Origin of the sequence: Pantoea rodasii (assembly GCF_002095465.1) — a bacterium.
Taxonomy (GTDB): domain Bacteria; phylum Pseudomonadota; class Gammaproteobacteria; order Enterobacterales; family Enterobacteriaceae; genus Pantoea; species Pantoea rodasii.
This window is the reverse complement of the sequence record NZ_MLFP01000086.1, coordinates 1-23,831: the sequence shown is the minus strand read 5'-3', so window position 1 is coordinate 23,831 and position 23,831 is coordinate 1. Positions and strand designations below refer to the sequence as shown.

19 protein-coding genes and 2 pseudogenes are annotated in these 23,831 nt (G+C 53.7%); 4 read left to right on the top strand and 17 right to left on the bottom strand.

What is annotated here, in order from left to right:
* Nucleotides 1–2: 2 nt before the first annotated feature.
* The 13 genes and pseudogenes from nuoM to lrhA all read right to left on the bottom strand — a co-directional run bounded on the left by nuoM (nt 3) and on the right by lrhA (nt 15,155).
* Nucleotides 3–1,522, bottom strand: a pseudogene (gene nuoM, locus HA45_RS23540) (NADH-quinone oxidoreductase subunit M).
* Between the two features lie 85 nt (nt 1,523–1,607).
* Nucleotides 1,608–3,443: an NADH-quinone oxidoreductase subunit L gene (gene nuoL, locus HA45_RS23535; RefSeq protein ID WP_100701097.1), complete on the bottom strand. Its 1,836-nt coding sequence runs from the start codon at nt 3,441–3,443 to the stop codon at nt 1,608–1,610.
* Complete coding sequence (gene nuoK / locus HA45_RS23530) at nt 3,440–3,742, bottom strand: NADH-quinone oxidoreductase subunit NuoK (protein WP_034825057.1); 303 nt, start codon at nt 3,740–3,742, stop codon at nt 3,440–3,442. The genes nuoL and nuoK overlap by 4 nt, the downstream gene beginning before the upstream one ends.
* Complete coding sequence (gene nuoJ, locus HA45_RS23525) at nt 3,739–4,290, bottom strand: NADH-quinone oxidoreductase subunit J (RefSeq protein WP_100701098.1); 552 nt, start codon at nt 4,288–4,290, stop codon at nt 3,739–3,741. Before nuoJ ends, nuoK begins: the two co-directional genes overlap by 4 nt.
* 10 nt (nt 4,291–4,300) lie before the next feature.
* Nucleotides 4,301–4,843: an NADH-quinone oxidoreductase subunit NuoI gene (gene nuoI, locus HA45_RS23520; RefSeq protein WP_084934609.1), complete on the bottom strand. Its 543-nt coding sequence runs from the start codon at nt 4,841–4,843 to the stop codon at nt 4,301–4,303.
* An 11-nt stretch (nt 4,844–4,854) separates the two neighbouring features.
* The gene (gene nuoH / locus HA45_RS23515) at nt 4,855–5,832 is read right to left on the bottom strand and encodes an NADH-quinone oxidoreductase subunit NuoH (protein ID WP_100701099.1); all 978 of its coding nucleotides are present in this window, start codon (nt 5,830–5,832) and stop codon (nt 4,855–4,857) included.
* Nucleotides 5,829–8,552 carry an NADH-quinone oxidoreductase subunit NuoG gene (gene nuoG / locus HA45_RS23510; protein WP_100701100.1) on the bottom strand — a complete coding sequence of 908 codons (2,724 nt, stop codon included), beginning with the start codon at nt 8,550–8,552 and terminating at the stop codon, nt 5,829–5,831. Before nuoG ends, nuoH begins: the two co-directional genes overlap by 4 nt.
* A 104-nt stretch (nt 8,553–8,656) precedes the next feature.
* A pseudogene (nuoF, locus tag HA45_RS23505) lies at nt 8,657–9,996 on the bottom strand (NADH-quinone oxidoreductase subunit NuoF).
* Nucleotides 9,997–9,998: 2 nt separating this feature from the next.
* Entirely contained in the window at nt 9,999–10,514 is a 516-nt protein-coding gene (gene nuoE / locus HA45_RS23500) for an NADH-quinone oxidoreductase subunit NuoE (RefSeq protein WP_100701102.1), read from the bottom strand.
* A gap of 2 nt (nt 10,515–10,516) precedes the next feature.
* Nucleotides 10,517–12,316 carry an NADH-quinone oxidoreductase subunit C/D gene (nuoC, locus tag HA45_RS23495; RefSeq protein ID WP_100701103.1) on the bottom strand — a complete coding sequence of 600 codons (1,800 nt, stop codon included), beginning with the start codon at nt 12,314–12,316 and terminating at the stop codon, nt 10,517–10,519.
* 115 nt (nt 12,317–12,431) lie between these two features.
* Entirely contained in the window at nt 12,432–13,112 is a 681-nt protein-coding gene (locus tag HA45_RS23490) for a NuoB/complex I 20 kDa subunit family protein (RefSeq protein ID WP_007889318.1), read from the bottom strand.
* A gap of 15 nt (nt 13,113–13,127) precedes the next feature.
* Nucleotides 13,128–13,571, bottom strand: coding sequence for an NADH-quinone oxidoreductase subunit A (locus HA45_RS23485; protein WP_100701104.1), 444 nt, complete (start codon nt 13,569–13,571; stop codon nt 13,128–13,130).
* A 660-nt stretch (nt 13,572–14,231) separates the two neighbouring features.
* Nucleotides 14,232–15,155 carry a transcriptional regulator LrhA gene (gene lrhA / locus HA45_RS23480; RefSeq protein ID WP_100701105.1) on the bottom strand — a complete coding sequence of 308 codons (924 nt, stop codon included), beginning with the start codon at nt 15,153–15,155 and terminating at the stop codon, nt 14,232–14,234.
* Between the two features lie 966 nt (nt 15,156–16,121).
* Here lrhA and HA45_RS23475 point away from each other — a divergent pair.
* Complete coding sequence (locus HA45_RS23475; RefSeq protein ID WP_034825078.1) at nt 16,122–17,339, top strand: pyridoxal phosphate-dependent aminotransferase; 1,218 nt, start codon at nt 16,122–16,124, stop codon at nt 17,337–17,339.
* Between the two features lie 69 nt (nt 17,340–17,408).
* Complete coding sequence (gene yfbR / locus HA45_RS23470) at nt 17,409–18,008, top strand: 5'-deoxynucleotidase (protein WP_100701106.1); 600 nt, start codon at nt 17,409–17,411, stop codon at nt 18,006–18,008.
* Between the two features lie 35 nt (nt 18,009–18,043).
* Here yfbR and HA45_RS23465 read toward each other — a convergent pair whose 3' ends face one another.
* The 3 genes from HA45_RS23465 to yfbV form a co-directional block, all read right to left on the bottom strand.
* On the bottom strand, nt 18,044–18,703 hold the full coding sequence (locus HA45_RS23465) for a sugar phosphatase (RefSeq protein ID WP_100701107.1): 660 nt from the start codon (nt 18,701–18,703) through the stop codon (nt 18,044–18,046).
* A 15-nt stretch (nt 18,704–18,718) separates the two neighbouring features.
* Nucleotides 18,719–19,213, bottom strand: a complete 495-nt coding sequence (locus HA45_RS23460) for a YfbU family protein (protein ID WP_100701108.1) — start codon at nt 19,211–19,213, stop codon at nt 18,719–18,721.
* 152 nt (nt 19,214–19,365) lie between these two features.
* Nucleotides 19,366–19,818: a terminus macrodomain insulation protein YfbV gene (yfbV, locus tag HA45_RS23455; protein WP_100701109.1), complete on the bottom strand. Its 453-nt coding sequence runs from the start codon at nt 19,816–19,818 to the stop codon at nt 19,366–19,368.
* A 339-nt stretch (nt 19,819–20,157) separates the two neighbouring features.
* Between yfbV and ackA the strand changes: the two genes are divergently transcribed.
* Together ackA and pta are read left to right on the top strand one after the other, a co-directional pair.
* On the top strand, nt 20,158–21,360 hold the full coding sequence (gene ackA, locus HA45_RS23450) for an acetate kinase (protein WP_100701110.1): 1,203 nt from the start codon (nt 20,158–20,160) through the stop codon (nt 21,358–21,360).
* 73 nt (nt 21,361–21,433) lie between these two features.
* On the top strand, nt 21,434–23,578 hold the full coding sequence (gene pta / locus HA45_RS23445; RefSeq protein WP_205960933.1) for a phosphate acetyltransferase: 2,145 nt from the start codon (nt 21,434–21,436) through the stop codon (nt 23,576–23,578).
* Here pta and HA45_RS27770 read toward each other — a convergent pair.
* Nucleotides 23,558–23,831: hypothetical protein (locus HA45_RS27770; protein ID WP_211280925.1), on the bottom strand; the 274-nt coding region annotated here is incomplete at its 5' end. The genes pta and HA45_RS27770 overlap by 21 nt on opposite strands.

Below are 23,831 nucleotides of genomic sequence, written 5' to 3'. Positions count from 1 at the left end.
AATTACGGCCTTGTAGTTGAAATTGAAGCGGTAAACCACTGCTGAATATTGCTCATCGCAGCATGGGAAGTATCCAGAATCGGCTGAGGATACACACCCAGCAGAACCAGCAGCACCACCAGCACGCCGATCGTCATAAATTCACGCGGTGACATGCCCGGCAGCGGATCTTTCGATTTCGCTTCGCCGTAGTACGCACGCTGCATCATGACCAGCGAATACACCGAGGCAAACACCAGACCAAAGGTGGCAATCACAATAATCACCGGCACCACCTGGAAACTGCCGGTCAGAATCATAAATTCGCCGACAAAGTTACCGGTGCCCGGCATACCGAGGTTGGCCACCGCAAAGAACAGCGACAGTCCTGGAATCCATTTAATGCGCGACCACAAACCGCCCATCTGACGCAAATCACGCGTATGCAGACGTTCATACAGCTGGCCACACAAGATGAACAGTGCTGCGGCGGACAAGCCGTGCGCAATCATCTGGATAACCGCGCCCTGGAACGCCAGCTGGCTGCCGGTGTAGATGGCAATCAGTACGAAGCCCATGTGCGAAACGGAGGTATAAGCAATCAGACGTTTGATATCCGTCTGGGAGAACGCCATCCAGGCACCGTAGAAGATACCCAACAGACCGAGCCACATGGCAATCGGCGCAAACTCAGCGGAAGCATTCGGGAACAGTGGCAGACTGAAGCGCAGTAAGCCGTAAGCGGCGGTTTTCAGCAAGATACCGGCGAGGTCAACGGAACCGGCAGTAGGTGCCTGGCTGTGTGCGTCCGGCAACCAACCGTGTAACGGCACCACCGGCATTTTTACCGCGAAAGCGATAAAGAAGCCCAGCATCAGCAGATATTCAACGTTGTGCGACATCGGGGTTTCAGCAATTCTTCATAGCTGAAGGTCCAGACGCCCGTCGCGTTATAGTGCACAAACACCAGCCCCAGAATCGCAATCAACATCACCAGACCCGATGCCTGGGTATAGATGAAGAATTTGGTGGCGGCACTGATACGGGTTTTACCGTCAGAGGCTTTATGACCCCAGAGCGCGATGAGGAAATACATCGGCACCAGCATCATTTCCCAGAAGAAGAAGAACAGGAACATGTCGATGGAGAGGAACACGCCAATCACACCACCGAGGATCCACATCAGGTTGAGGTGGAAGAAGCCCTGATACTTCTCAATTTCGTTCCAGGAACAGAGCACCGCCATCAAACCAAGTAAACCGGTCAGTACCACCATCAGCAGCGACAGACCGTCGATTGCCAGATGGAAGTTGATGCCAAAGCGCGGGATCCACGGTACGGAGAAAGTGGATTGCCACTGCGGCATGCCCGAAGCCTGCGTCAGTGAATAGCCTCCCTGCAGCCACAACTGCAGGCCGAGTGCCAGCGTCAGACCCATGGTGATCATGGCGATCCAGCGCGGCACTTTTGCGCCGAGGCGCTCTGCTAACCAGCAGAGTAAGCCCCCGACGAAGGGTATAATTATTAGCCAAGGTAATAACACGGCGTACATTCCCTTTTTATTGCCATACATCAGGCAATTTTTGACATTCTAATTGGGCGAGCGAACCCGCCCCGCTCATCAATCTTTAAATCACCAGCATCAGCGCCAGTACCACCACGGCACCGACACTCATGGAAGCCACATACCAGCGCACGTAACCGTTCTCACTCACTACCAACCCTTTATTGCCAATACGCGACAGCAGCGCAGGCAAGTTCATCAGTGAGTTCAACGGATCGCGCTTCAGCAGCCAGGCAATGCCGAGATAAGGTTTTACGAACACCTTGTCATACAGCCAGTCGAAGCCCCATGCCGCGAACCACCAGGTGCCGAAGAAACGGCCCGGCGCGCTGTTGGCGATGCTTGTCACCAGCTGACGTTTGCCTAACCATAGGGCAGCAGCAATCAGGATGCCGGCAATCGCCACCACGCCTGAAGCGATTTCCAGTGTCACTTTGCCGCCTTCGCCAAACTCATTCTGCGGCAGCACACCCGCCAGCGGTGGCGTAATCAACGCGCCAATGAAGGTGGAAAGTACCAGCAGCACAATCAGCGGCAGATGGTGAGTAATGCCTTTACCCGCGTGCGCATGAATTTTCTCTTCGCCGTGGAACACGATGAAGATCATGCGGAAGGTGTAGATCGAGGTCAGGAATGCACCGACCAGACCCGCCACCATCAGATTGATGTGACCATTTGCCAGCGCACCGAACAGGATTTCATCCTTACTGTAGAAACCTGCGGTAATCAGCGGCAGTGCCGCCAGCGCTGCGCCGCCGACCAGGAAGCAGGTGTACACCAATGGGATGCTCTTACGCAGGCCGCCCATTTTGAAGATGTTCTGCTCGTGGTGGCAGGCCAGAATGACCGAACCCGAAGAAAGGAACAGCAGTGCTTTAAAGAAGGCATGCGTCATCAGGTGGAAAATCGCCGCGTCCCATGCCTGTACGCCCAGCGCCAGGAACATGTAGCCGATCTGACTCATGGTTGAGTAAGCCAGCACGCGTTTAATATCGGTTTGTACCAACGCGGCAAAGCCCGCCAGCACCAGCGTAATCGCACCGATAATGCCGACCAGATGCAGCACTTCCGGCGTCAGCAGGAACAGGCCATGGGTACGAGCAATCAGGTAAACACCCGCGGTGACCATGGTGGCGGCATGGATCAGTGCAGATACCGGCGTTGGACCGGCCATCGCATCGGCCAGCCAGGTTTGCAACGGCAGCTGTGCAGATTTACCGACCGCACCCCCTAACAGCATCAGGGTTGCCCACTGCAGCATGTGGTTGTCAGCAGCAAAGTGCGCCGGTGCCAGTTCCACCAGCTCGCGGAAGTTGAGCGTGCCCAGTTCGTTGTAGAGAATGAACAGCGCGAATGCCAGGAACACATCACCCACACGGGTAATGATGAACGCTTTCATCGCCGCTTTACCGTTCTCTGGATTGCTGTAGTAGAAGCCAATCAGCAGATAAGAGCACAGGCCTACGCCTTCCCAACCGAGATACATCAGCATCAGGTTATCGGCCAGCACCAACACCACCATGCTCGCGATGAACAGGTTGGTGTATGCGAAGAAGCGTGAATAGCCCTCTTCACCGCGCATGTACCAGGAAGCGAACATGTGGATGAGGAAACCCACGCCAGTCACCACTGAGAGCATGGTCAGCGACAAGCCGTCCAGCACCAGGTTCACTTTGATATCAAAGTGGCCGACCTGCATCCAGGTCCACAGAGCCTGGGTAGAAGGTTGTTGTCCGTTGCTGAAGAAATCCATACCGACGAAAACGGTGGTCAATGCCGCGAGGCCGACTGAACCCATTCCCACCGCTGCCGACAGGTTCTCCGACCAGCGACCACGGGAAAACGCCAATAGCAGGAAGCCAATCAGCGGAAATAATACGGTTAAATAGAGAAGATTCATCCGCGCATCTCGCTCACTGTGTCAATGTTCAACGTCTGACGACGACGATAGAGCTGGAGCAGCAGTGCCAGACCGATACTGGCTTCCGCTGCCGCGAGGCTGATCGCCAGAATGTACATCACCTGGCCGTCAGCTTGTCCCCAATAGCTGCCTGCCACCACCAGCGCAAGCGCGGCGGCGTTGATCATGATCTCCAGACCAATCAGCATAAACAGCAAGTTGCGGCGCAGCACCAGCGAGGTCAGGCCGAGAACAAACAGCACAGCAGCCAACATCAGGCCGTGTTGTAACGGGATCATGCGTGATCCTCCTTATTCGCTTGTGCGTCAGCGTGGCGACTGCTCATCACTTCGCCCTGACGCTCTTCACGTCCGATATGGAAGGCCACCACCAAACCGGCCAGCAGCAGCATTGATGCCAGCTCAACCGCCAGAACGTAAGGACCAAATAAGCTGATACCCACCGCTTTAGCGTCGATGACCGTGCCATCAATGCCCTGATCCTGCGCGGTGCTGATGGCGTAAATCATCACCGCCAGCAGCAGCAGTGACACGATGCCTGGACCAACCCACAACGACGGCTTGAGCCACTCGCGTTCCTGGTCCTGCTGGGTTTTGCCCAGGTTCAGCATCATCACCACGAACACGAACAGCACCATAATGGCACCGGCGTAGACGATGATTTCCAGCGCACCGGCAAAGTAAGCACCCATCGAGAAGAACACGCCCGCAATGGAAAGCAGCGAGACGATCAGGTACAGCAGCGCATGCACCGGATTGGTGTGGGTAATGACGCGCAATGTCGTCAAAATCGCCACCAGTCCGCAAAGATAAAACGCAAATTCCATACCTGGCTCCTTAAGGTAATAAGCTTTTGACGTCGATGGGCTTGGCTTCGTTTTCCGCTTCGCCCTTCTCTTTTCCGTCGATCGCCATACCAGCCATACGATAGAAGTTGTACTCCGGATATTTACCCGGACCGGAAATCAACAGGTCCTGCTTCTCGTACACCAGATCCTGACGCTTAAACTCACCCAGTTCAAAGTCTGGGGTCAGCTGAATCGCGGTGGTTGGGCACGCTTCTTCACACAGACCGCAGAAGATACAGCGCGAGAAGTTGATGCGGAAGAACTCCGGATACCAACGGCCATCTTTGGTTTCGGCTTTCTGCAGCGAGATACATCCCACTGGGCAAGCTACCGCACACAGGTTACAGGCAACGCAGCGCTCTTCCCCATCCGGATCGCGCGTCAGCACAATACGGCCACGATAGCGTGGTGGCAGATACACTGGCTCTTCTGGATACATCTGGGTTTCGCGCTTGGCGAAGGCATGCATGCCTATCATCCAGATACTGCGCACTGTCGTGCCGAAGCCAACGACAATATCTTTTAAAGTCATCTCAAAACCCCTTACTGCGCGCTGTACAGAATCACTGCGGCGGTTGCCAGCAGGTTCAATAACGTCAACGGCAGACACACTTTCCAGCCGAACGACAGCACCTGGTCATAACGTGGACGCGGCAGCGCAGCACGAATCAGGATAAACATCACCATAAAGAACGCCGTTTTCAGGGCGAACCAGATGAATGGCGGCAGAAATGGTCCGTGCCAGCCACCGAAGAACAGCGTCACGATCAACGCTGAAACGGTGGTGATAGCCACATATTCACCGACAAAGAACAGACCGAACTTCATACCGGCGTATTCAATGTGGTAACCATCGGCCAGTTCCTGCTCCGCTTCTGGCTGGTCAAACGGATGGCGGTGACAAACCGCGACGCCCGCGATGCAGAAGGTGATGAAACCGAAGAACTGCGGAATGATGTTCCACAGGTGCGCCTGACTCTCGACGATGGCGTTCATGTTGAATGAACCGGCTTGCGCTACCACACCCATCAGCGACAGGCCAAGGAACACTTCGTAGCTCAGCGTCTGCGCCGAAGCACGCATCGCACCCAACAACGAGTATTTGTTGTTACTCGACCAACCGGCGAACAGCACGGCGTAAACCGCCAGGCCAGCCATCATCAGGAAGAACAGCAGACCGATATTCAGGTCTGTCACCATCCAGGTCGGCGAAACCGGCACAATGGCAAACGCCAGCAGCAGCGAAACAAAGGCAATCACTGGCGCCAGGGTAAAGATGAAGCGATCGGTAAACGGCGGAACCCAGTCCTCTTTAAAGAACATTTTGATCATGTCCGCCGCGAGCTGCAGCGATCCGCCCCAGCCCACACGGTTTGGACCATAACGGTTCTGCCACAGGCCGAGCAGACGACGCTCGGCGAAACTCATGAAGGCACCACAACCCACCACCACCAGCAAGATCACAATCGTTTTGACGATTTGGAGGAGGATGTCGATAACGTCCGGTGTCAGCCAGCTCATTGCGCGGCCTCCTGCAGTTTGTCAATTTGCGCACCCGAAAGGAACGGCGGTACACCTGGCATGCCCAGCGGCAGCCCCACCTGCCCTGCTTGCAGGGAAGTGGATAAACGCACGGGCAACTGCAGGGTTTCACCGGCACACACCAGTTCAACCGCAGAGCCGTTGTTCACGCCGAGTTTTTCCGCATCAGCCGGGTTAATCACCAGCGTGGCTGGCGACATACGCTTCTGGAAGGTTGGCGAACGCTGGGTCATCTCTTCGCTACCAAACAGCTGGTAGTAAGGGGCAACACGGTATTGCGCACCTTCGACGAAGCTTTCTGGCACGGTGGTAAACCATGGCAGTGAACCTTCACCGGCTTCAAACAGACGCACGCCCGGATCGCCGTGACGCAGTTTACCACCCACTTCAGCCTGGAATTTGTTCCATGCCTGCGGGGAGTTCCAGCCTGGTGCCCAGGCAAAAGGAATCTGCGAACGCGGTGCGCCTGGCTGGTTGTTCCCTTCCATCGAGAAGGCAAACATGGTGTCGTTATCCTGCGGCTGACGCGGTTCATGCACGCTGATGTTGGCACGCATCGCGGTACGGCCACTGTTACGATGCGGTGAACGCGCCAGTTTCTGACCACGAATACGGAAGCTGGCATCCGGAGCAGCATCTTTGATGCCTTTCAACTGTGGCAGCGCCGCAACGGTGGCATCGATGACGTGATCCAGCAGCGTCCAGTCAATCTGGCGGCTTTCGACGGTGCTGTGCAGCGAGTGCAGCCAGCGCCAGCTCTCCAGCATCACAATGCTGTTGTCGTAGTAAGACGGATCGTAAACCTGGAAGAAACGCTGGGCGCGGCCTTCCTGGTTGATCGAGGTACCGTCGCTCTCGGCGAAGCTCGCCGTGGAGAGCACCAGACCGGCTTTCTCCAGCGTGGCGGTACGTTGGTGATCAACCACAATCACGTGTGCGGTGTTGTGCAATGCGGCATCAACGGTGGCTTTCGGCGCGTGGCGATAGAGATCATTTTCCAGCACCACCAGCGCTTCCGCTTCACCTTTATCCAACTGTTGCAGCGCGCTATCCAGCGATTGGCCGCCCATCAGGCCGAGACCAAAGCTGTTAGCCGCGCCCGCCAGGAAGGTAATCCCGACATCGGCACCACGACCTTTCAGTGCTTTCGCCACGTTGGCTGCCGCTTCAATCATCGCGGTGCTACCAGAGTGGGTACCGGAGATGATCAGTGGTTTTCTCGCACCGGCTAACGCCTGTACCACCACATCCAGCTTGCCGTTCAGCTTGCTGTCGAAGCCACTGACGGCCGGGGCCGTTTCATCCAGGGCATTAGCGATGGCGAAGCCAAGACGTGCCTGATCTTCCACCGGCGCGCGATAGCTCCACGCGGCGATGTCATCCAAACGCGTTTCATCGACGTTGGTGACAAACAGCGGATGTTTCGCGTGCTGGCCGATGTTAAGGATGGCCGCGATCTGCCAGTCAGCCACTTTCTGTGCTGCTGCCATTTCACGTGCTTTGCCTTTGACCGCCTGACGCACAGAGAGCGCCACGCGCGCACCGACCTGAGTCAAATCTTCACCCAGCACCAGCACCGCATCGTAACTTTCCATTTCGCGCAGTGACGGCGTGTAGATACCGCCTTCCTGCAACACTTTCAGCATCAGCTCTACACGCGCTTGCTCACCCGCAGGCATACCGGTTGAGAAGTTTTCCGCGCCGACGAGTTCACGCAGCGCGAAGTTGCTTTCAATGCTGGCACGCGGTGAGCCAATCCCGATCACACGCTTCGCCTGACGCAGCACGTCAGCCGCCACATTCACCGCTTGTTCAGCATTCAGGCTGACCCAATCGTTGCCGCGCTTCTGCACCGGATGGCGTGGACGATCCTTAAGGTTGACATAGCCATAGCCGAAACGACCACGGTCACACAGGAAGTAGTGGTTCACGGTGCCGTTGTAGCGGTTCTCAATACGACGCAATTCACCATAGCGTTCGCCTGGGCTGGTGTTACAACCCACGCTGCACTGCTGGCAGACGCTCGGCGCGAACTGCATATCCCATTTACGGTTATAGCGTTCGGAGTGAGTTTTATCGGTGAACACGCCGGTCGGGCAGATTTCGACCAGGTTACCGGAGAATTCGCTCTCCAGCGTGCCATCTTCCGGGCGGCCGAAGTAGACGTTGTCGTGTGCACCGTAAACGCCGAGATCTTTGCCATCGGCATAATCTTTGTAGTAACGCACACAGCGATAGCAGGCGATGCAGCGGTTCATTTCATGAGAGATGAACGGGCCGAGATCCTGATTCTGGTGGGTACGTTTGGTGAAGCGATAACGACGGAAACTGTGGCCCGTCATCACCGTCATATCTTGCAGGTGGCAGTTACCGCCCTCTTCGCACACCGGACAGTCGTGCGGGTGGTTGGTCATCAGCCATTCCACCACGCTTTCACGAAACTCTTTCGCTTCGCCATCGTCGATGGAAATAAAGGTGCCGTCCGACGCCGGTGTCATGCATGACATAACAAGGCGACCGCGGGTATCTTCGGCATTCTGGAATTGCTTCACCGCGCACTGGCGGCAGGCTCCCACGCTTCCCAGCGCCGGATGCCAGCAAAAATAAGGAATATCAAGGCCCAGAGAGAGACACGCCTGCAACAGGTTGTCCGCTCCGTTCACATCATATTCTTTACCGTCTACATGGATTGTAGCCATAGTGAACATGCTTCCGTAAGGCTCGCCCTAAGACGAGCGTTAAACATCTAATTCTGCCCCCCAAGCCGTTAAGGCTCAGGGTGAATTCCGTGTACGGCGGCTGATTACCAGCGCGCTTTCAGCAGGTTGGGCTGAATACCACCGATCGATCGGGTATTGCCAAACACCTGCGGCGCAATGCCGGCTTCAAACTCTTCACGGAAATATTTAATCGCGCTCTGCAATGGCTCTACGGCACCCGGTGCGTGGGCACAGAAGGTTTTACCTGGGCCGAGCTGGCGGCAGAGTTGCAGCAGGGTTTCGATATCACCCGGCTGGCCTTTTTTCTGCTCCAGCGCGCGCAGGATCTTCACGCTCCATGGCAAGCCATCACGGCATGGCGTACACCAACCGCAGGACTCGCGCGCGAAGAACTCTTCCAGGTTACGCACCAGGGAAACCATGCCGATTTCATGATCGACCGCCATCGCCAATGCCGTGCCTAAACGGCTGCCGGCTTTACCGATGCTGGCAAATTCCATTGGCAGATCAAGATGCTGATCGGTCAGAAAATCAGTACCTGCTCCGCCTGGCTGCCAGGCTTTAAACTTCAGGCCATCGCGCATGCCACCGGCATAATCTTCCAGAATCTCACGCGCGGTGGTGCCAAACGGCAGTTCCCACACGCCAGGATTTTCACGCGACCGGAGAAGCCCATCATCTTGGTGCCGGTGTCTTCGCTGGTAGAGATGTTCTTGTACCAGTCAACGCCGTTAAGGAGGATAGCGGGCACATTCGACAAGGTTTCTACGTTATTCACGCAGGTAGGCTTGCCCCACACGCCGGCACTCGCCGGGAACGGCGGCTTTGAACGTGGGTTCGCGCGGCGGCCTTCCAGTGAGTTGATCAGTGCAGTCTCTTCACCACAGATATAACGACCTGCGCCGGTGTGGACGATCAGCTCAAAGTCGAAACCGCTGCCAAGAATGTTTTTACCGAGGTAGCCCGCTTCGGTGGCTTCCGCAATCGCACGGCGCAGATGCACTGCCGCTTCGATATACTCGCCACGCAGGAAGATGTAACCACGGTAGGCTTTCAGCGCGAACGCACTGATCAGCATGCCTTCCACCAGCTGATGCGGCATTTGCTCCATTAGCAGGCGGTCTTTATAGGTGCCCGGCTCCATCTCATCGGCGTTACACAGCAGGTAACGGATGTTCATGGATTCGTCTTTCGGCATCAGGCTCCACTTCAGGCCAGTGTTAAAGCCTGCACCACCGCGACCTTTCAGACCGGAGTCTTTCACCGCGGCAACGATTTCGTCCTGGCTCATGCCTTTCAATGCTTTATCCGCACCGACATAACCGTTTTTACTGCGATATTCATCGATCCATACTGGCTGCTTGTCGTCACGCAGACGCCAGGTCAGTGGATGGGTTTCCGCAGTACGAATGATCTGTTTAATGGTCATTGATACTGCTCCAGCAGTTTGGCGATGCCTTCCGGCGTCAGATGAACGTGGGTATCTTCATCCACCATCATGGTTGGGCCTTTATCGCAGTTGCCCAGACAGCAGGTTGGCAACAGGGTAAAGCGGCCATCGGTGGTGGTCTGGCCCGGTTTGATGTTCAGGTTCTGCTCGAGTGCCGCCTGAATGCCCTGGAAACCGGTGATGTGACACACCACGCTGTCGCAGTAACGGATGACATGGCGCCCCACCGGCGTGCGATAGATCTGGCTATAAAACGTTGCCACACCCTCCACGTCACTGGCAGGAATGCCGAGTACATCAGCAATGGCACCGATTGCACCATCTGGCACCCAGCCACGCTGCTTCTGCACGATCTTCAACGCTTCAATTGAGGCGGCGCGCGCATCTTCGTAATGGTGTTTTTCGTGCTCGATAGCGTGGTGCTCGGTCTCGCTCAGCACAAAGACCTCATCAGGGTCGATAGTGTGAATAGCAATTTTTTGATCGTGCATAATTAGCGGTCCACGTCTGACATAACAAAATCGATACTACCGAGGTACACGATCAAGTCGGATACCAGGCTGCCGCGGATCACCGATGGGATCTGCTGCAGGTGCGGGAAGCTTGGCGTACGCACGCGGGTGCGGTAGCTCATGGTGCTGCCATCGCTGGTCAGGTAGTAGCTGTTGATCCCTTTGGTCGCTTCAATCATCTGGAAGGATTCGTTGGCCGGCATCACCGGACCCCACGACACCTGCAGGAAGTGAGTGATCAGGGTTTCAATGTGCTGCAGCGTGCGCTCTTTTGGTGGCGGCGTGGTCAGCGGATGATCCGCTTTGAACGGGCCTTCCGGCATGTTTTTCAGGCACTGTTCCAGAATGCGCAGCGACTGCCACATCTCTTCCATCTTGAGCTGAACGCGGGTGTAAGCATCACTGATGCCGGCGCCGACAGGGATCTCAAAGTCGAAGTTTTCGTAGCCTGAATACGGGCGCCATTTGCGCACGTCGAAGTCAAGACCGGTGGCACGCAGGCCAGCACCGGTGGTGCCCCACGCCAGCGCTTCGTCCATGTTGTAGGCGGCAACGCCTTTTGAACGGCCAATCAGTACGGTGTTACGCAGTGCGGCTTTGTCATACTCTCGCAGACGCTTTGGCATCCAGTCGAGGAAGTCACGCAGCAAACGCTCCCACCCTTTCGGCAGGTCATGCGCCACGCCGCCAATGCGGAACCACGCCGGGTGCATACGGAAACCGGTAATCGCTTCCACCACGTCATAGATTTTCTGACGATCGGTAAAGGCAAAGAACACCGGTGTCATCGCGCCGACGTCCTGAATAAAAGTGGAGATGTACAGCAAGTGGCTGTTGATACGGAACAGCTCAGACAACATCACGCGGATCACGTTGACGCGATCCGGCACGGTGATACCGGCTAATTTTTCCACCGCCAGCACGTATGGCATCTCGTTTACGCAGCCGCCGAGATACTCGATACGGTCGGTGTACGGAATGTAGCTGTGCCATGATTGACGCTCGCCCATCTTCTCGGCACCACGATGGTGGTAACCAACGTCCGGTACGCAATCGACGATCTCTTCGCCATCCAACTGCAGGATGATACGGAAGGCACCGTGTGCTGATGGGTGGTTCGGACCGAGGTTGAGGAACATAAAGTCCTCATTGGTGGTGCTGCGCTTCATGCCCCAATCTTCGGGCTTGAAGGTCAACGCCTCCATCTCCAGATCTTCTTTCTGCTTAGTCAGTTCAAACGGATCGAATTCAGTGGCACGCGCTGGGTAATCTTTACGCAGCGGATGGCCTTCCCAGGTTTGCGGCATCATGATGCGCGTCAGATGTGGATGGCCATTGAAGGTGATACCAAACATCTCCCAGGTTTCGCGCTCATACCAGTTGGCATTGGCGAAAATTTTGGTGATGGTCGGCACATTCAGATCGTTTTCCGACAGCGCCACCTTGAGCATGATGTCGCGGTTGCGTTCAATCGACAGCAGGTGATAGAAAACGGAAAAATCCGCGGCGGGCAAACCGGCGCGGTTGGTACGTAGACGCTCATCGAAACCGTGTAAGTCATACAACATGACATACGGCTTCGGCAGCTTACGCAGGAATTCGACAATTTCCAGTAACTGTTCACGCTTCACCCAAACCACCGGAATCCCGGTGCGGGTGGCCTGAACGGTAAAGGCATCCGGCCCAAAACGGTTACGCAGCTCGCCGACCACTGGATCATCCAGGTGGTCGCGGGTTTGCCATGAAGGCTGAGCGAGATCTTGCGTGGTTAAATCTGTCATACGTTACTCACCATTCCGGCCTGTAATCAGGCGCTAAAAGAAGGCGTCAGGATGGCGGCGCACATTAAATTGTGATGTTCTGCTGCGGCCGTTGTGCCATCCGTGTACGGGAAGCTTAGACTTCGTCAGGCGTTCTCAGGTTAGTGACGGCAATACGCTCACCGCGTTTTCTTTCACGCTCTGGCTGCATATTGGCGCGATAAACACCCTGATCACCCACCACCCACGACAGTGGACGACGCTCTTTGCCGATGGACTCGCGCAGCAACAGCAGCGCTTGCATGTAAGCCTCAGGGCGCGGCGGGCAGCCCGGAATGTACACGTCAACTGGCAGGAATTTATCCACGCCTTGCACCACGGAGTAGATGTCGTACATGCCGCCCGAGTTAGCACAGGCGCCCATGGAGATCACCCATTTCGGTTCCAGCATCTGGTCATACAAACGCTGAATAACCGGCGCCATTTTGGTAAACGGCGTACCGGCTATCACCATGAAATCAGCCTGACGTGGAGAGGCACGCATAACTTCCGCACCAAAACGCGCCACGTCATGCACTGCGGTGAATGACGTGGTCATCTCCACGTAGCAACAGGAAAGACCGAAGTTGTACGGCCACAGAGAGTTTTTACGACCCCAGTTCACCATGTCATGCAGGGCATGTTCGAGTTTGCCCATGTAGACGCTGCGATGAACGTGCTGCTCCAGGGGATCGGTAACAATCTCCTGTTTCTGCAGAGGATAACGATCGTTATCACCGCCGCCGTTCGGGTCTACGCGTGTCAGCGTGTAGTCCATCTTATTGCCTCGCTTTTACTGCTTATGAGGGTTGGTGTGGTTGTGGCTGACCGGGATTGATTTGACCACTACGCGACGACGCGCAGGAGCCCAATCCAGCGCACCGATGCGCACCAGATAAACCAGGCCTGCCAATAGCACCAAAATGAAAATTGCGGCTTCGACAAAGCCAACCCAACCGCTTTCACGGATTGAAGTCGACCATGCGTATAAATAGAGGGCTTCGACGTCGAAAATAACGAAGAACATCGCAACCAGATAGAATTTAGCGGAGAGGCGAATATGGGTATCACCGACGGATTCGATACCCGACTCAAACGGGGTATCTTTGTGGCGCGCACGTGCACGTCCACCTAACAACCAACCGCCGGTCAACATGAAGGCACACAGGCCGAATGCAAGAACAATAAAAACAATAAACGCCCAGTGATGAGCGATCACTTCTGTGGTTGTCGACATACTCTTTGCTTACTCATCAAAAGTGGCGATGGCATCCTGCACTGTCGCAGCAAACACACCACATGAATTCAAGGGAAGGATAAAAAACCTTGTAAACTATGCTGTCATTATCATATAGGCAGCAATTTTATGGGGTTTTTTACTCCTTTCTATAACCTTTTGTCAACTTTGACAAAAGCATCCAAACATTAATTAACACCCGTAGCATATTATTAACAAATGAACCCCATCATACCAGCTAAATCGCTTCAGTTTGTGAGGTTAATTTCAGTGTAGCGGGTATTCACATGCATGGATCGTGCATTTAACAATCATATTTTGACAGGTCTTGCGGGGATTTCCCCCCCCTTATAGGGGGTATTTTTTTGATCCAGAACACATAATGGTGTTTTTTGCTGTAAAAATCGGCGAATGACGCCATTGCTGGGTCAGGGAAAGATGGCACGAAATGATAAAGAAGTTCCACTTTGAGTAAAAATGGAACAATTTTCATTTTTCAGGAAGATAGGAAAATTATCCGTCGCAAATCGCGCCAGAAATGATGATATAAAACGCATAAAAAAAGCCTTAGCTGATGATTATCAGTCTAAGGCTTATTTTCGCAAGTTTTAACAATTAACCGGTATTCCAATCACACCGAATAACCCGCTATTGTTCTCCTTACTCTTCGTCATCCAGCAGCAGTGAACCATCTGTATTTGCCGTCAGATTGTAAGGATCATTGGTCGATTGCATCGCGTTGAAGATCGCCAGCGCCAACTCGTTATCACTGTCTGGATTGCGACACAGCAGGTACTGGGTGTCCGGCAATACCGGCAGACCTTCTGCAGCACCCATCACGCGCAGTTCTGGGCTCATCATCTCAACCGGACGTGCTGTCACACCCAGACCCGCTTTCACTGCCGCACGGACCGCTGCCAGCGTTGAAGCAACATAAGAGATGCGCCATGGGATGCCAGCTTCGTTCAGGTGATCGATCGCCATGTCACGGTACGGGCTTGGCTCATCCAGTAACACCAATGGAATGGCTTCGCCGCGCTGGAAGATATAATCCGCCGCGCAATACCATAACGTTGGAGAAGTACGCAGGACCTGATAGGTGAAATTACCAGGACTGGACGTGGTGACAACCAGATCGACCTCACCCTGATTCAACATTTCCATCATGAACGGGTTGCGTTTAACACGCACATCAATGGCCAGCTTCGGATACACCGACGTCACGCGGTTAAGCAGGAACGGCAGGATAGTATCAGAGGTATCATCAGAAGCGCCGATGGTCAGCACGCCCTGGATGTTGCTGTACATTAAAGAGGTACAGGCTTCGTCGTTAAAACGAAGGATCTTTCTGGCGTAGCCCAGCAACTGGATGCCATGCTCCGTCAGCAGTTTATTACGTCCATGTCTGGCAAACAGCTCTTTACCTACCAATTGTTCCAGACGTTGCATCTGCTGGCTTACTGCCGATTGCGTTCTGCATACTGCCGCAGCCGCAGCTGCAAAAGTATTTAAGTCAGCAACAGCAACAAAAGTACGCAGCAGATCGAGGTCGAGATTCAGTATCGGACGATTTGCATTAGTCATGTTTTTTCTTCACTTATAAGATTTTTTAAAACTACTACCCTGGTGTATTACCTTAGTTATCAAAGAGATAATAGGTAATGGTGCTTAATGACAGCCCTGTGTGGAGCTGTCATGAAAAAATCGTGTCAGGCGGATGCCGACGGATACGTCACTCTGTCAAGCAGAGGAGCGCCGTCTATAAAGACAGAACAACTTCGGGTACGAAGACGTATGTCGCACAGGTGCTGGAAGCTGCGTAGTTGTCTAGTTTCCCGCGAAAAAGGCCTGCGGGTCAAAAAGAGATAACATCATGTTATGGTGATGCGAAGCGGTAAAGTGCATCAAATAATAAATTATACTTAATCATTTTTACGCTTTAAAGGGAAATGTTTTTGTACAAAACATCGCAATTTTTGACCAAATCCCTTTTCCGGCACATCCTGCCACAACGCTGGTCAAATTTTAACCCCCCTGGTTCTGAAACTGCATCACAAGCGTTAAAGTTACAGTGTAAATGCTATTTAACCCGCGATTGCCATCGGAATCTTTCTCGGTACAGGGCTTAATCCTGCCAGCGTAAAGTGAATGAGAATTCGTGACATTTTCTGGCACCAGTCCTGGCTTCAACCGCACTGCACATTTATTCGGCGTCCAACAAGATTCCTTTAACTATTTCATCAGGTCGCTAATGATTTTTTACCCAAGATGTAAATAAAAAATTTCTCAATGGCGCCCCTTACCTATGGATAAAGGGGTTTACAGTCCCATAAGACAACGCCAGCATTTAATGTTACCACAGATAGCATTACTAGTTTTATAGACCAGAATAACTTGTGAGGCATGCTTTTTACGCCACCTGGAATGGGAATGATTGGCAAACGCGCCAAAACCTACGGCTGCCCTTCTTTTGTTACGGTGAGAGGAGTAAATTGGGCTGGTTTGTTTTTGGTGGCAGGTTAAAGGACTCTGCCCGTTAAGGCGGTAACGATGAATTTTCAAATTGATAAATCCGGCAAGCTGGAAAATGTCTGTTATGACATCCGTGGTCCGGTACTGAAAGAAGCAAAGCGTCTTGAAGAAGAAGGCAACAAAGTTCTCAAACTGAACATTGGCAACCCTGCCCCGTTTGGTTTTGAAGCCCCCGATGAAATTCTGGTGGATGTGATTCGCAATTTGCCAAGTTCACAAGGCTATTGTGATTCGAAAGGTCTGTATTCGGCGCGTAAAGCCATTATGCAGCACTACCAGGCGCGTGATATGCGCGATGTTACCGTTGAAGATATTTACATTGGTAACGGCGTTTCCGAGCTGATTGTGCAGGCCATGCAGGCCTTGCTGAACAGCGGTGACGAGATGCTGGTTCCTGCCCCGGATTATCCGCTGTGGACCGCTGCCGTTTCGCTGTCGAGCGGTAAAGCGGTGCATTATCTGTGTGATGAGTCTGCGGGTTGGTTCCCGGATCTGGATGATATTCGCAGTAAAATCACGCCTCGTACGCGCGGTATTGTGATTATCAACCCGAACAACCCAACGGGTGCGGTATACAGCAAAGAGCTGTTGATGGAAGTGGTTGAGATTGCGCGTCAGCACAACCTGATCATTTTTGCAGACGAAATCTACGACAAGATTTTGTATGACGAATCACAGCATCATTCCATTGCTGCGCTGGCCCCGGATCTGTTGACGGTGACCTTCAATGGATTATCTAAGACCTATCGCGTGGCGGGTTTCCGTCAGGGCTGGATGGTCTTAAACGGTCCGAAGAAGCATGCCAAGGGCTATATTGAAGGGCTGGAAATGCTGGCGTCGATGCGTTTATGCGCCAACGTGCCTGCACAACATGCGATTCAAACCGCACTGGGTGGCTATCAAAGCATCAGCGAGTTTATCGCGCCCGGCGGTCGTCTGTATGAACAGCGTCAACGCGCATGGGAGTTGATCAACGACATTCCAGGCGTGAGCTGTGTGAAACCGCAAGGTGCGTTGTACATGTTCCCGCGTATCGACCCGAAGAAGTTCAACATCTTCGACGATCAGAAAATGGTATTGGATTTCCTGTTACAAGAGAAAGTGCTGCTGGTTCAGGGTACCGCCTTTAACTGGCCATGGCCGGATCACGTACGCATTGTGACACTGCCTCGCGTCGACGATCTGGAAATGGCGATCAATAAATTTGGTCGTTTCCTGCAAGGCTATCGTCAGTAATCGCTGACGCGTATACTGGTCGCATTTCGGGGAGTGCATAACTCCCCGCCGTGCGAACAGGAACTCTCCATGACCCAAAGCCACTTTTTCGCCCACCTTTCCCGTCTTAAACTGATCAATCGCTGGCCGCTGATGCGCAATGTGCGCACCGAAAACGTTTCTGAACACAGTCTTCAGGTTGCGATGGTTGCGCATGCCTTAGCCATCATTAAGAACAAGAAGTTTAATGGCAATCTCAACGCAGAGCGCATTGCTATGCTGGCGCTGTACCACGATGCCAGCGAAGTATTAACCGGTGATTTGCCCACGCCCGTGAAGTATTACAACGCGCAGATTGCCCATGAATATAAAAAGATCGAGAAGATTGCGCAGCAAAAGCTGATCGAGATGCTGCCGCCTGAATTGCAGGACGCTTACCGTCCGTTGATCGATGAACATCTGCATAGCGAAAGTGAACAGGCGGTGGTGAAGCAGGCCGATGCGCTCTGCGCCTATGTGAAGTGTCTGGAAGAGTTGGCAGCGGGTAATAATGAGTTTCTGCTGGCGAAGGCTCGTCTGGAAAAAACGCTGGCACAGCGTCGTTCTCCGGAGATGGATTACTTTGTCGAAGTATTTATTCCGAGCTTCAGCCTGTCGCTGGATGAGATTTCACAGGATACGCCACTGTAAGCGATGACATTCGGGCGCACTGAAGCGCCCGGACGTTAACCGTTGACAGCCAATGTGAACGTGCCATTTTCTGCTGATGTCACCACCAGCGGTTCCAGCGTGTTCACCTGGAAAGTGACTTCGTTCAGTCTTGCTGCATCGACGGGTGCGTTGACGGCCACGACAGCACTGCCCGCCTCCAGACCCGCAATAATGCCTGCAGGCGCATCTTCCACCACCACACATTCTGTGGCGGCCAACCCTAGACGTTCAGCACCGAGCAGATAAGGCTCCGGATTGGGTTTGCCCAACTTGATGTTCTCAGCAGTAATAAAGACTTCCGGCAACGGCAAACCGGCGGTTTTATGACGCGCATGCGCCACGGGAATCGATCCTGACGTCACGATTGCCCAAGGAATTTGCAGCTCATTGAGGGTCGCCAAAAGCGCCTTCGCCCCTGGGATGGCTTGCACGCCCTGAGTATCTTCCGCTTCTAAACGCTCAAGCCAGAGAAACTCCGCCTGAATCGCCTCTTCTGATTGGCCAGCCATAAAATGACGCAATGAATTAATCGCCGGCTTACCGTGAATAAAGTTCAGGACTTCTTCCGCTGCCAGCCCGTGGCGCTCGCCCCACAGTGACCACGCGCGGATCACTGCAGGCAATGAATCCACCAGCGTACCGTCTAAATCAAACAGAAAACCCCTGTAATTCACGCATCGCTCCTTAATTCAGGCATTGAGAATCTGCGCGATTTCGTTCGCGCTAAGATGATATTGACGTGGGCAAGTGTGCCACACCGCCAGCATGCGTTGGTATTTTTCCCACATCGGCGTCTGCGCATTAAAGCCGTGGGTACCAGAATCAAAGTGAGTGTAGCGTCCTTCAACGTTTACCATAAAGCGCACATAACCGAGATAGCGCGCTTCGGTCGCGGCATCAAAACCGAGAAACGCCAGGCGGCGCTCTTCAAGGGTATGTGGTTCTTTGAGGTTCGACCAGGAGACATGCAGCGCATGGTGCATTTCCATAATGTCGATGAGCTGGCGGCAGGTAGCTTCGGTTAGCTCACCAAACTCTTTGTCGAGTTCGCGCAGTTGCAGGCCATAACCTCGCTCAATGATGGTCTGATAACGGCGATAGCGCTCGGCGTTTTCGGGCTCCAGCATCGCCATCATTTTGTATTGATTGGAGAGGATGAGTCGTTGTGCATGGGTCATTTCCATGGTTTGCTCCCGGGCCGTCGCGGCCGCTTAAGATTTAAACAATGGATAAATGATTACACATGGAAAGCGATGCGTGTTTGTCCGCATCACTTTTTCTTTGATTTGAACCCGGTTTCGGCCCACATTCCGTCGCAGGAAATGGGCCTGAACGATCAAAGATCGTCGAGGAAAGTGCGATCGAGCTGTTTAAAGGCGCGCTTCAGCACATCGGCCAGAGCCTGGTAAGTCGGCTTCCCGTCGACCGGCGCAATCGCCTGCCCCGCTTCTTCCAGTTTAGTGCGCACTTCGTGGAACCAGTGCAGCAGCGTGGGGGGCAACGGCGTAATCGAACGCTTACCCAGCCACCACAATCCCTGCATCGGCAAACTGCAGGCAAACAGTGCGGTAGCGATTGCCGGGCCCAACTGACCGCCCATGGCGATTTGCCATGTCAGCGTAAAAATCGCCAGAGGTGGCATAAAGCGGATGGCAAAGCGTGTGGCTGTTACGACACGGTTCTCAGGGAACATCGGCGCCAGGCGCTTATCAGCTGGCCAGGTCTTCATGTAACGCTGACCGTTCTGGAACAAACCGAACCAGCCGGGATTACTTGTGTCATTCGCCATGATAGACCTCAACTAAATCTGTAATGTTTAAAATAATATGATAACTACACAACTTTACGTGACATCCTTCAAAAAATTTTGTCTTTGCGGGTGACAGTGGGTATTCTGACGCCGTTTTAGCAACATTACCGGAAGCTTCAGCTCAATAAAAGAGCGGTTAAGAGCCATGTTTCGCTAAGCGGATTTCAAAAATCTGCGTAAAATTACCGAAATTTTTTTGCATGTCGGTGTCTTTTTGACTACCGCATGATGTTAATCATTAATCTACCAGCATTCATGGGCTACGCTGTTAGTCTGATTGCGTTATTTTTAGCCACTCTTTAATCAATAGGTACTTCCATGTCGACGAAGTTAGTACTGGTTCTGAACTGCGGCAGCTCTTCTCTTAAGTTTGCCATCCTTAATCCCGCCACCGGTGACGAATATCTGTCAGGTCTGGCGGAGTGTTTCCATTTACCTGAAGCACGTATTAAGTGGAAACTGGAAGGCAGCAAACAGGAAGCCCCTCTCGGCGCAGGCGCGGCACATAGTGAAGCGCTGAACTTCATTGTTAAAACTATTCTGGCACAAAAACCAGAGCTTTCGGCACAAATTGCTGCAATCGGTCATCGTATTGTTCATGGCGGTGAGCAGCTGACTCAATCGGTCATCATCGACGAATCTGTGATCCAAGGTATTAAAGATGCTTCCTCCTTTGCGCCGCTGCATAACCCTGCGCACTTGATCGGCATCGACGAAGCGCTGAAGAACTTCCCGCACCTGTCGGATAAGAATGTGGCGGTTTTTGATACAGCTTTCCATCAGACTATGCCGGAAGAGTCATATCTTTATGCTCTGCCGTACAAACTGTATAAAGAGCACGGCGTTCGTCGTTATGGCGCACACGGCACCAGTCACTACTATGTGACGCAGGAAGCCGCAAAAATGCTCAACAAGCCAGTGAACGAGCTGAACATCATCACTTGCCATCTGGGCAACGGCGGTTCGGTTTCTGCCATCCGCAATGGTCAGTGTGTTGATACTTCAATGGGTCTGACCCCGCTGGAAGGTTTGGTGATGGGCACCCGCAGCGGTGATATCGATCCCGCTATCGTGTTCTTCCTGCATGATTCCCTCGGCATGAGCGTTGACGCTATCAATAAGCTGTTGACCAAAGAGTCCGGCCTGCTGGGTCTGACTGAAGTGACCAGCGATTGCCGCTACGTTGAAGATAACTACGCGACCAAAGAAGACGCTAAGCGTGCGATGGATGTGTTCTGTCATCGTCTGGCGAAGTACATCGGCAGCTATACCGCGCTGATGGAAGGTCGTCTTGATGCCGTGATCTTTACGGGCGGTATCGGTGAGAACGCCGCAATGGTGCGTGAACTGGCGCTGGCGAAACTTGGTCTGTTAGGCTTCGAAGTGGATCATGAGCGCAACCTGGCCGCACGCTTCGGCAAGTCTGGCTTTATCAATAAAGAAGGCACTCGACCGGCCGTGGTGATCCCGACCAACGAAGAGTTGGTTATCGCCCAGGACGCCGCGCGTCTTACCGCGTAAATACACTTCTCTCCGTCAGCTCAGGCTGACGGAGTTGTTTTGGCTAGTCTGCAACACCTGAGAGGTTTCAATAGTGTCACGTACAATCATGCTCATCCCTACCGGCACCAGCGTCGGCCTGACCAGCGTCAGCCTCGGCGTGATCCGTGCCATGGAGCGCAAAGGCGTACGCCTGAGCGTGTTCAAGCCGATTGCCCAGCCACGTGCGGGCGGCGATGCGCCGGACCAGACCACGACCATCATCCGTAAGAACTCCGCGATTCCTGCCGCTGAACCGCTGCAGATGTCACGCGTTGAGTCATTGTTGGGTTCGAACCAGCAAGACGTGTTGATGGAAGAGATCATTGCTAACTACCACGCCAATGCGCAAGACGCAGAAGTGGTGTTGGTTGAAGGGTTGGTGCCAACGCGTAAGCATCAGTTTGCTTCCTCGCTGAACTATGAAATTGCCAAGACTCTGAATGCTGAAATCGTGTTTGTGACGGCGTTGGGTAACGATTCTCCGGCTCAGTTGAAAGAACGTATTGAAGTCACGCAGAGTAGCTTTGGTGGCAGCAAGAACAAGAACATTACCGGCGTAATCATTAACAAACTGAACGCGCCAGTGGATGAGCAGGGTCGTACGCGCCCGGACCTGTCCGAAATTTTTGATGATTCGAACAAAGCGAGCATCGCCAATATCGATCCTAAGCAGCTGTTTGCTAATAGCCCGCTGCCGATTTTGGGCTGTGTGCCGTGGAGTTTCGATCTGATCGCCACGCGCGCCATCGATATGTGCCGTCATTTGAATGCCGATATCATCAATGAAGGTGAGATTCAGACGCGCCGTGTGAAATCGGTGACGTTCTGTGCGCGCAGCATTCCGCACATGCTGGAGCATTTCCGTCCGGGTTCACTGTTGGTGACTTCAGCTGATCGTCCAGACGTGTTGGTTGCGGCTTGTCTCGCCGCCATGAACGGGATTGAGATCGGTGCCGTGTTGCTGACCGGTGGTTATCAGATTGAAGCGCCGATTGCGCGTCTGTGTGAGCGTGCCTTCCAGACTGGCCTGCCGGTGTTTATGGTGAAAACCAATACCTGGCAGACCTCGCTGAGCCTGCAGAGCTTTAACCTTGAAGTGCCAGCGGATGATACGCAGCGTATTGAGAAGGTGCAGGAGTATGTGGCCAGCTTTATCGATGCCGATTGGGTTGAGTCGCTGACGGCAACCTCCGAGCGCAGCCGCCGTCTGTCACCGCCAGCCTTCCGTTATCAGCTCACTGAGCTGGCACGTAAAGCGGGCAAGCGCATCGTGCTGCCAGAAGGCGACGAACCGCGCACCGTGAAAGCGGCAGCGATTTGTGCCGAACGCGGCATTGCTTCCTGTGTGCTGTTGGGCAATCCAGAAGAGATCCAGCGTGTGGCAGCGGCTCAAGGTGTGGTGCTGGGCCAGGGCATTGAGATTGTCGATCCAGAAGTGGTGCGCGAGAATTATGTGCCACGTTTGGTTGAGTTGCGTAAGAGCAAGGGCATGACCGAAGTGGTCGCGCAGGAGCAGTTGGAAGATAACGTGATGCTCGGCACCATGATGCTGGAGCGCGGTGAAGTAGACGGTTTGGTGTCCGGCGCCGTGCATACCACCGCCAATACCATTCGTCCGCCGTTACAGTTGATCAAGACCGCACCGAACAGCTCACTGGTGTCTTCAGTATTCTTTATGCTGCTGCCTGAGCAGGTGCTGGTGTACGGCGACTGCGCGATTAACCCGGATCCGAACCCTGAGCAGTTGGCAGAGATCGCTATTCAGTCTGCGGATTCTGCTAAGGCCTTTGGTATCGATCCGCGCGTGGCGATGATTTCTTACTCTACCGGTAACTCTGGTGCGGGTAGCGACGTTGAGAAGGTGCGTGAAGCGACGCGTATCGCGCAGGAGAAACGTCCGGATCTGGTGATCGATGGTCCGTTGCAGTATGACGCCGCGATTATGGAAGATGTGGCGAAATCGAAAGCGCCAAACTCAGCGGTTGCAGGTCGCGCGACCGTGTTTATTTTCCCGGATCTGAACACCGGTAATACCACTTATAAAGCGGTACAGCGTTCTGCTGACCTGATTTCCATCGGGCCAATGCTGCAAGGTATGCGTAAGCCGGTGAACGATTTGTCACGTGGCGCATTGGTGGATGACATTGTTTATACCATCGCACTGACCGCGATTCAGTCACAGCAGGCGGAAGGCTAATTTCTTTTTCTTGCCGCTGAATGAGGAGAGCATGAGGTTTAGACCTTGTGCTCTTTTTTGCTTGTGGGTTGGGGGTTGATGGCTGCTGTTGGTTTGGGTGCGTTGGTTGCTATTGGATGGGTGCACTTGTTGCTGAATGCTGGGTGCAACCGACAGGGAAGGCCAGTCCGATCGCGAAGGATAAACGCATCCCTGCAGATCGGCCGCGCCGTCCATGGCGCGGACGCTTCGCTCTTCGCACTGGCCTTCCCTG

Bases quoted from the DNA above. Each gene is read 5' to 3' on its own strand.
- nuoL (WP_100701097.1), bottom strand. From the start codon at position 3,443: ATGAATCTTCTCTATTTAACCGTATTATTTCCGCTGATTGGCTTCCTG.
- nuoK (WP_034825057.1), bottom strand. From the start codon at position 3,742: ATGATCCCGTTACAACACGGCCTGATGTTGGCTGCTGTGCTGTTTGTT.
- nuoJ (WP_100701098.1), bottom strand. From the start codon at position 4,290: ATGGAATTTGCGTTTTATCTTTGCGGACTGGTGGCGATTTTGACGACA.
- nuoI (WP_084934609.1), bottom strand. From the start codon at position 4,843: ATGACTTTAAAAGATATTGTCGTTGGCTTCGGCACGACAGTGCGCAGT.
- nuoH (WP_100701099.1), bottom strand. From the start codon at position 5,832: ATGAGCTGGCTGACACCGGACGTTATCGACATCCTCCTCCAAATCGTC.
- nuoG (WP_100701100.1), bottom strand. From the start codon at position 8,552: ATGGCTACAATCCATGTAGACGGTAAAGAATATGATGTGAACGGAGCG.
- nuoE (WP_100701102.1), bottom strand. From the start codon at position 10,514: ATGCACGATCAAAAAATTGCTATTCACACTATCGACCCTGATGAGGTC.
- nuoC (WP_100701103.1), bottom strand. From the start codon at position 12,316: ATGACAGATTTAACCACGCAAGATCTCGCTCAGCCTTCATGGCAAACC.
- HA45_RS23490 (WP_007889318.1), bottom strand. From the start codon at position 13,112: ATGGACTACACGCTGACACGCGTAGACCCGAACGGCGGCGGTGATAAC.
- HA45_RS23485 (WP_100701104.1), bottom strand. From the start codon at position 13,571: ATGTCGACAACCACAGAAGTGATCGCTCATCACTGGGCGTTTATTGTT.
- lrhA (WP_100701105.1), bottom strand. From the start codon at position 15,155: ATGACTAATGCAAATCGTCCGATACTGAATCTCGACCTCGATCTGCTG.
- HA45_RS23475 (WP_034825078.1), top strand. From the start codon at position 16,122: ATGAATTTTCAAATTGATAAATCCGGCAAGCTGGAAAATGTCTGTTAT.
- yfbR (WP_100701106.1), top strand. From the start codon at position 17,409: ATGACCCAAAGCCACTTTTTCGCCCACCTTTCCCGTCTTAAACTGATC.
- HA45_RS23460 (WP_100701108.1), bottom strand. From the start codon at position 19,213: ATGGAAATGACCCATGCACAACGACTCATCCTCTCCAATCAATACAAA.
- yfbV (WP_100701109.1), bottom strand. From the start codon at position 19,818: ATGGCGAATGACACAAGTAATCCCGGCTGGTTCGGTTTGTTCCAGAAC.
- ackA (WP_100701110.1), top strand. From the start codon at position 20,158: ATGTCGACGAAGTTAGTACTGGTTCTGAACTGCGGCAGCTCTTCTCTT.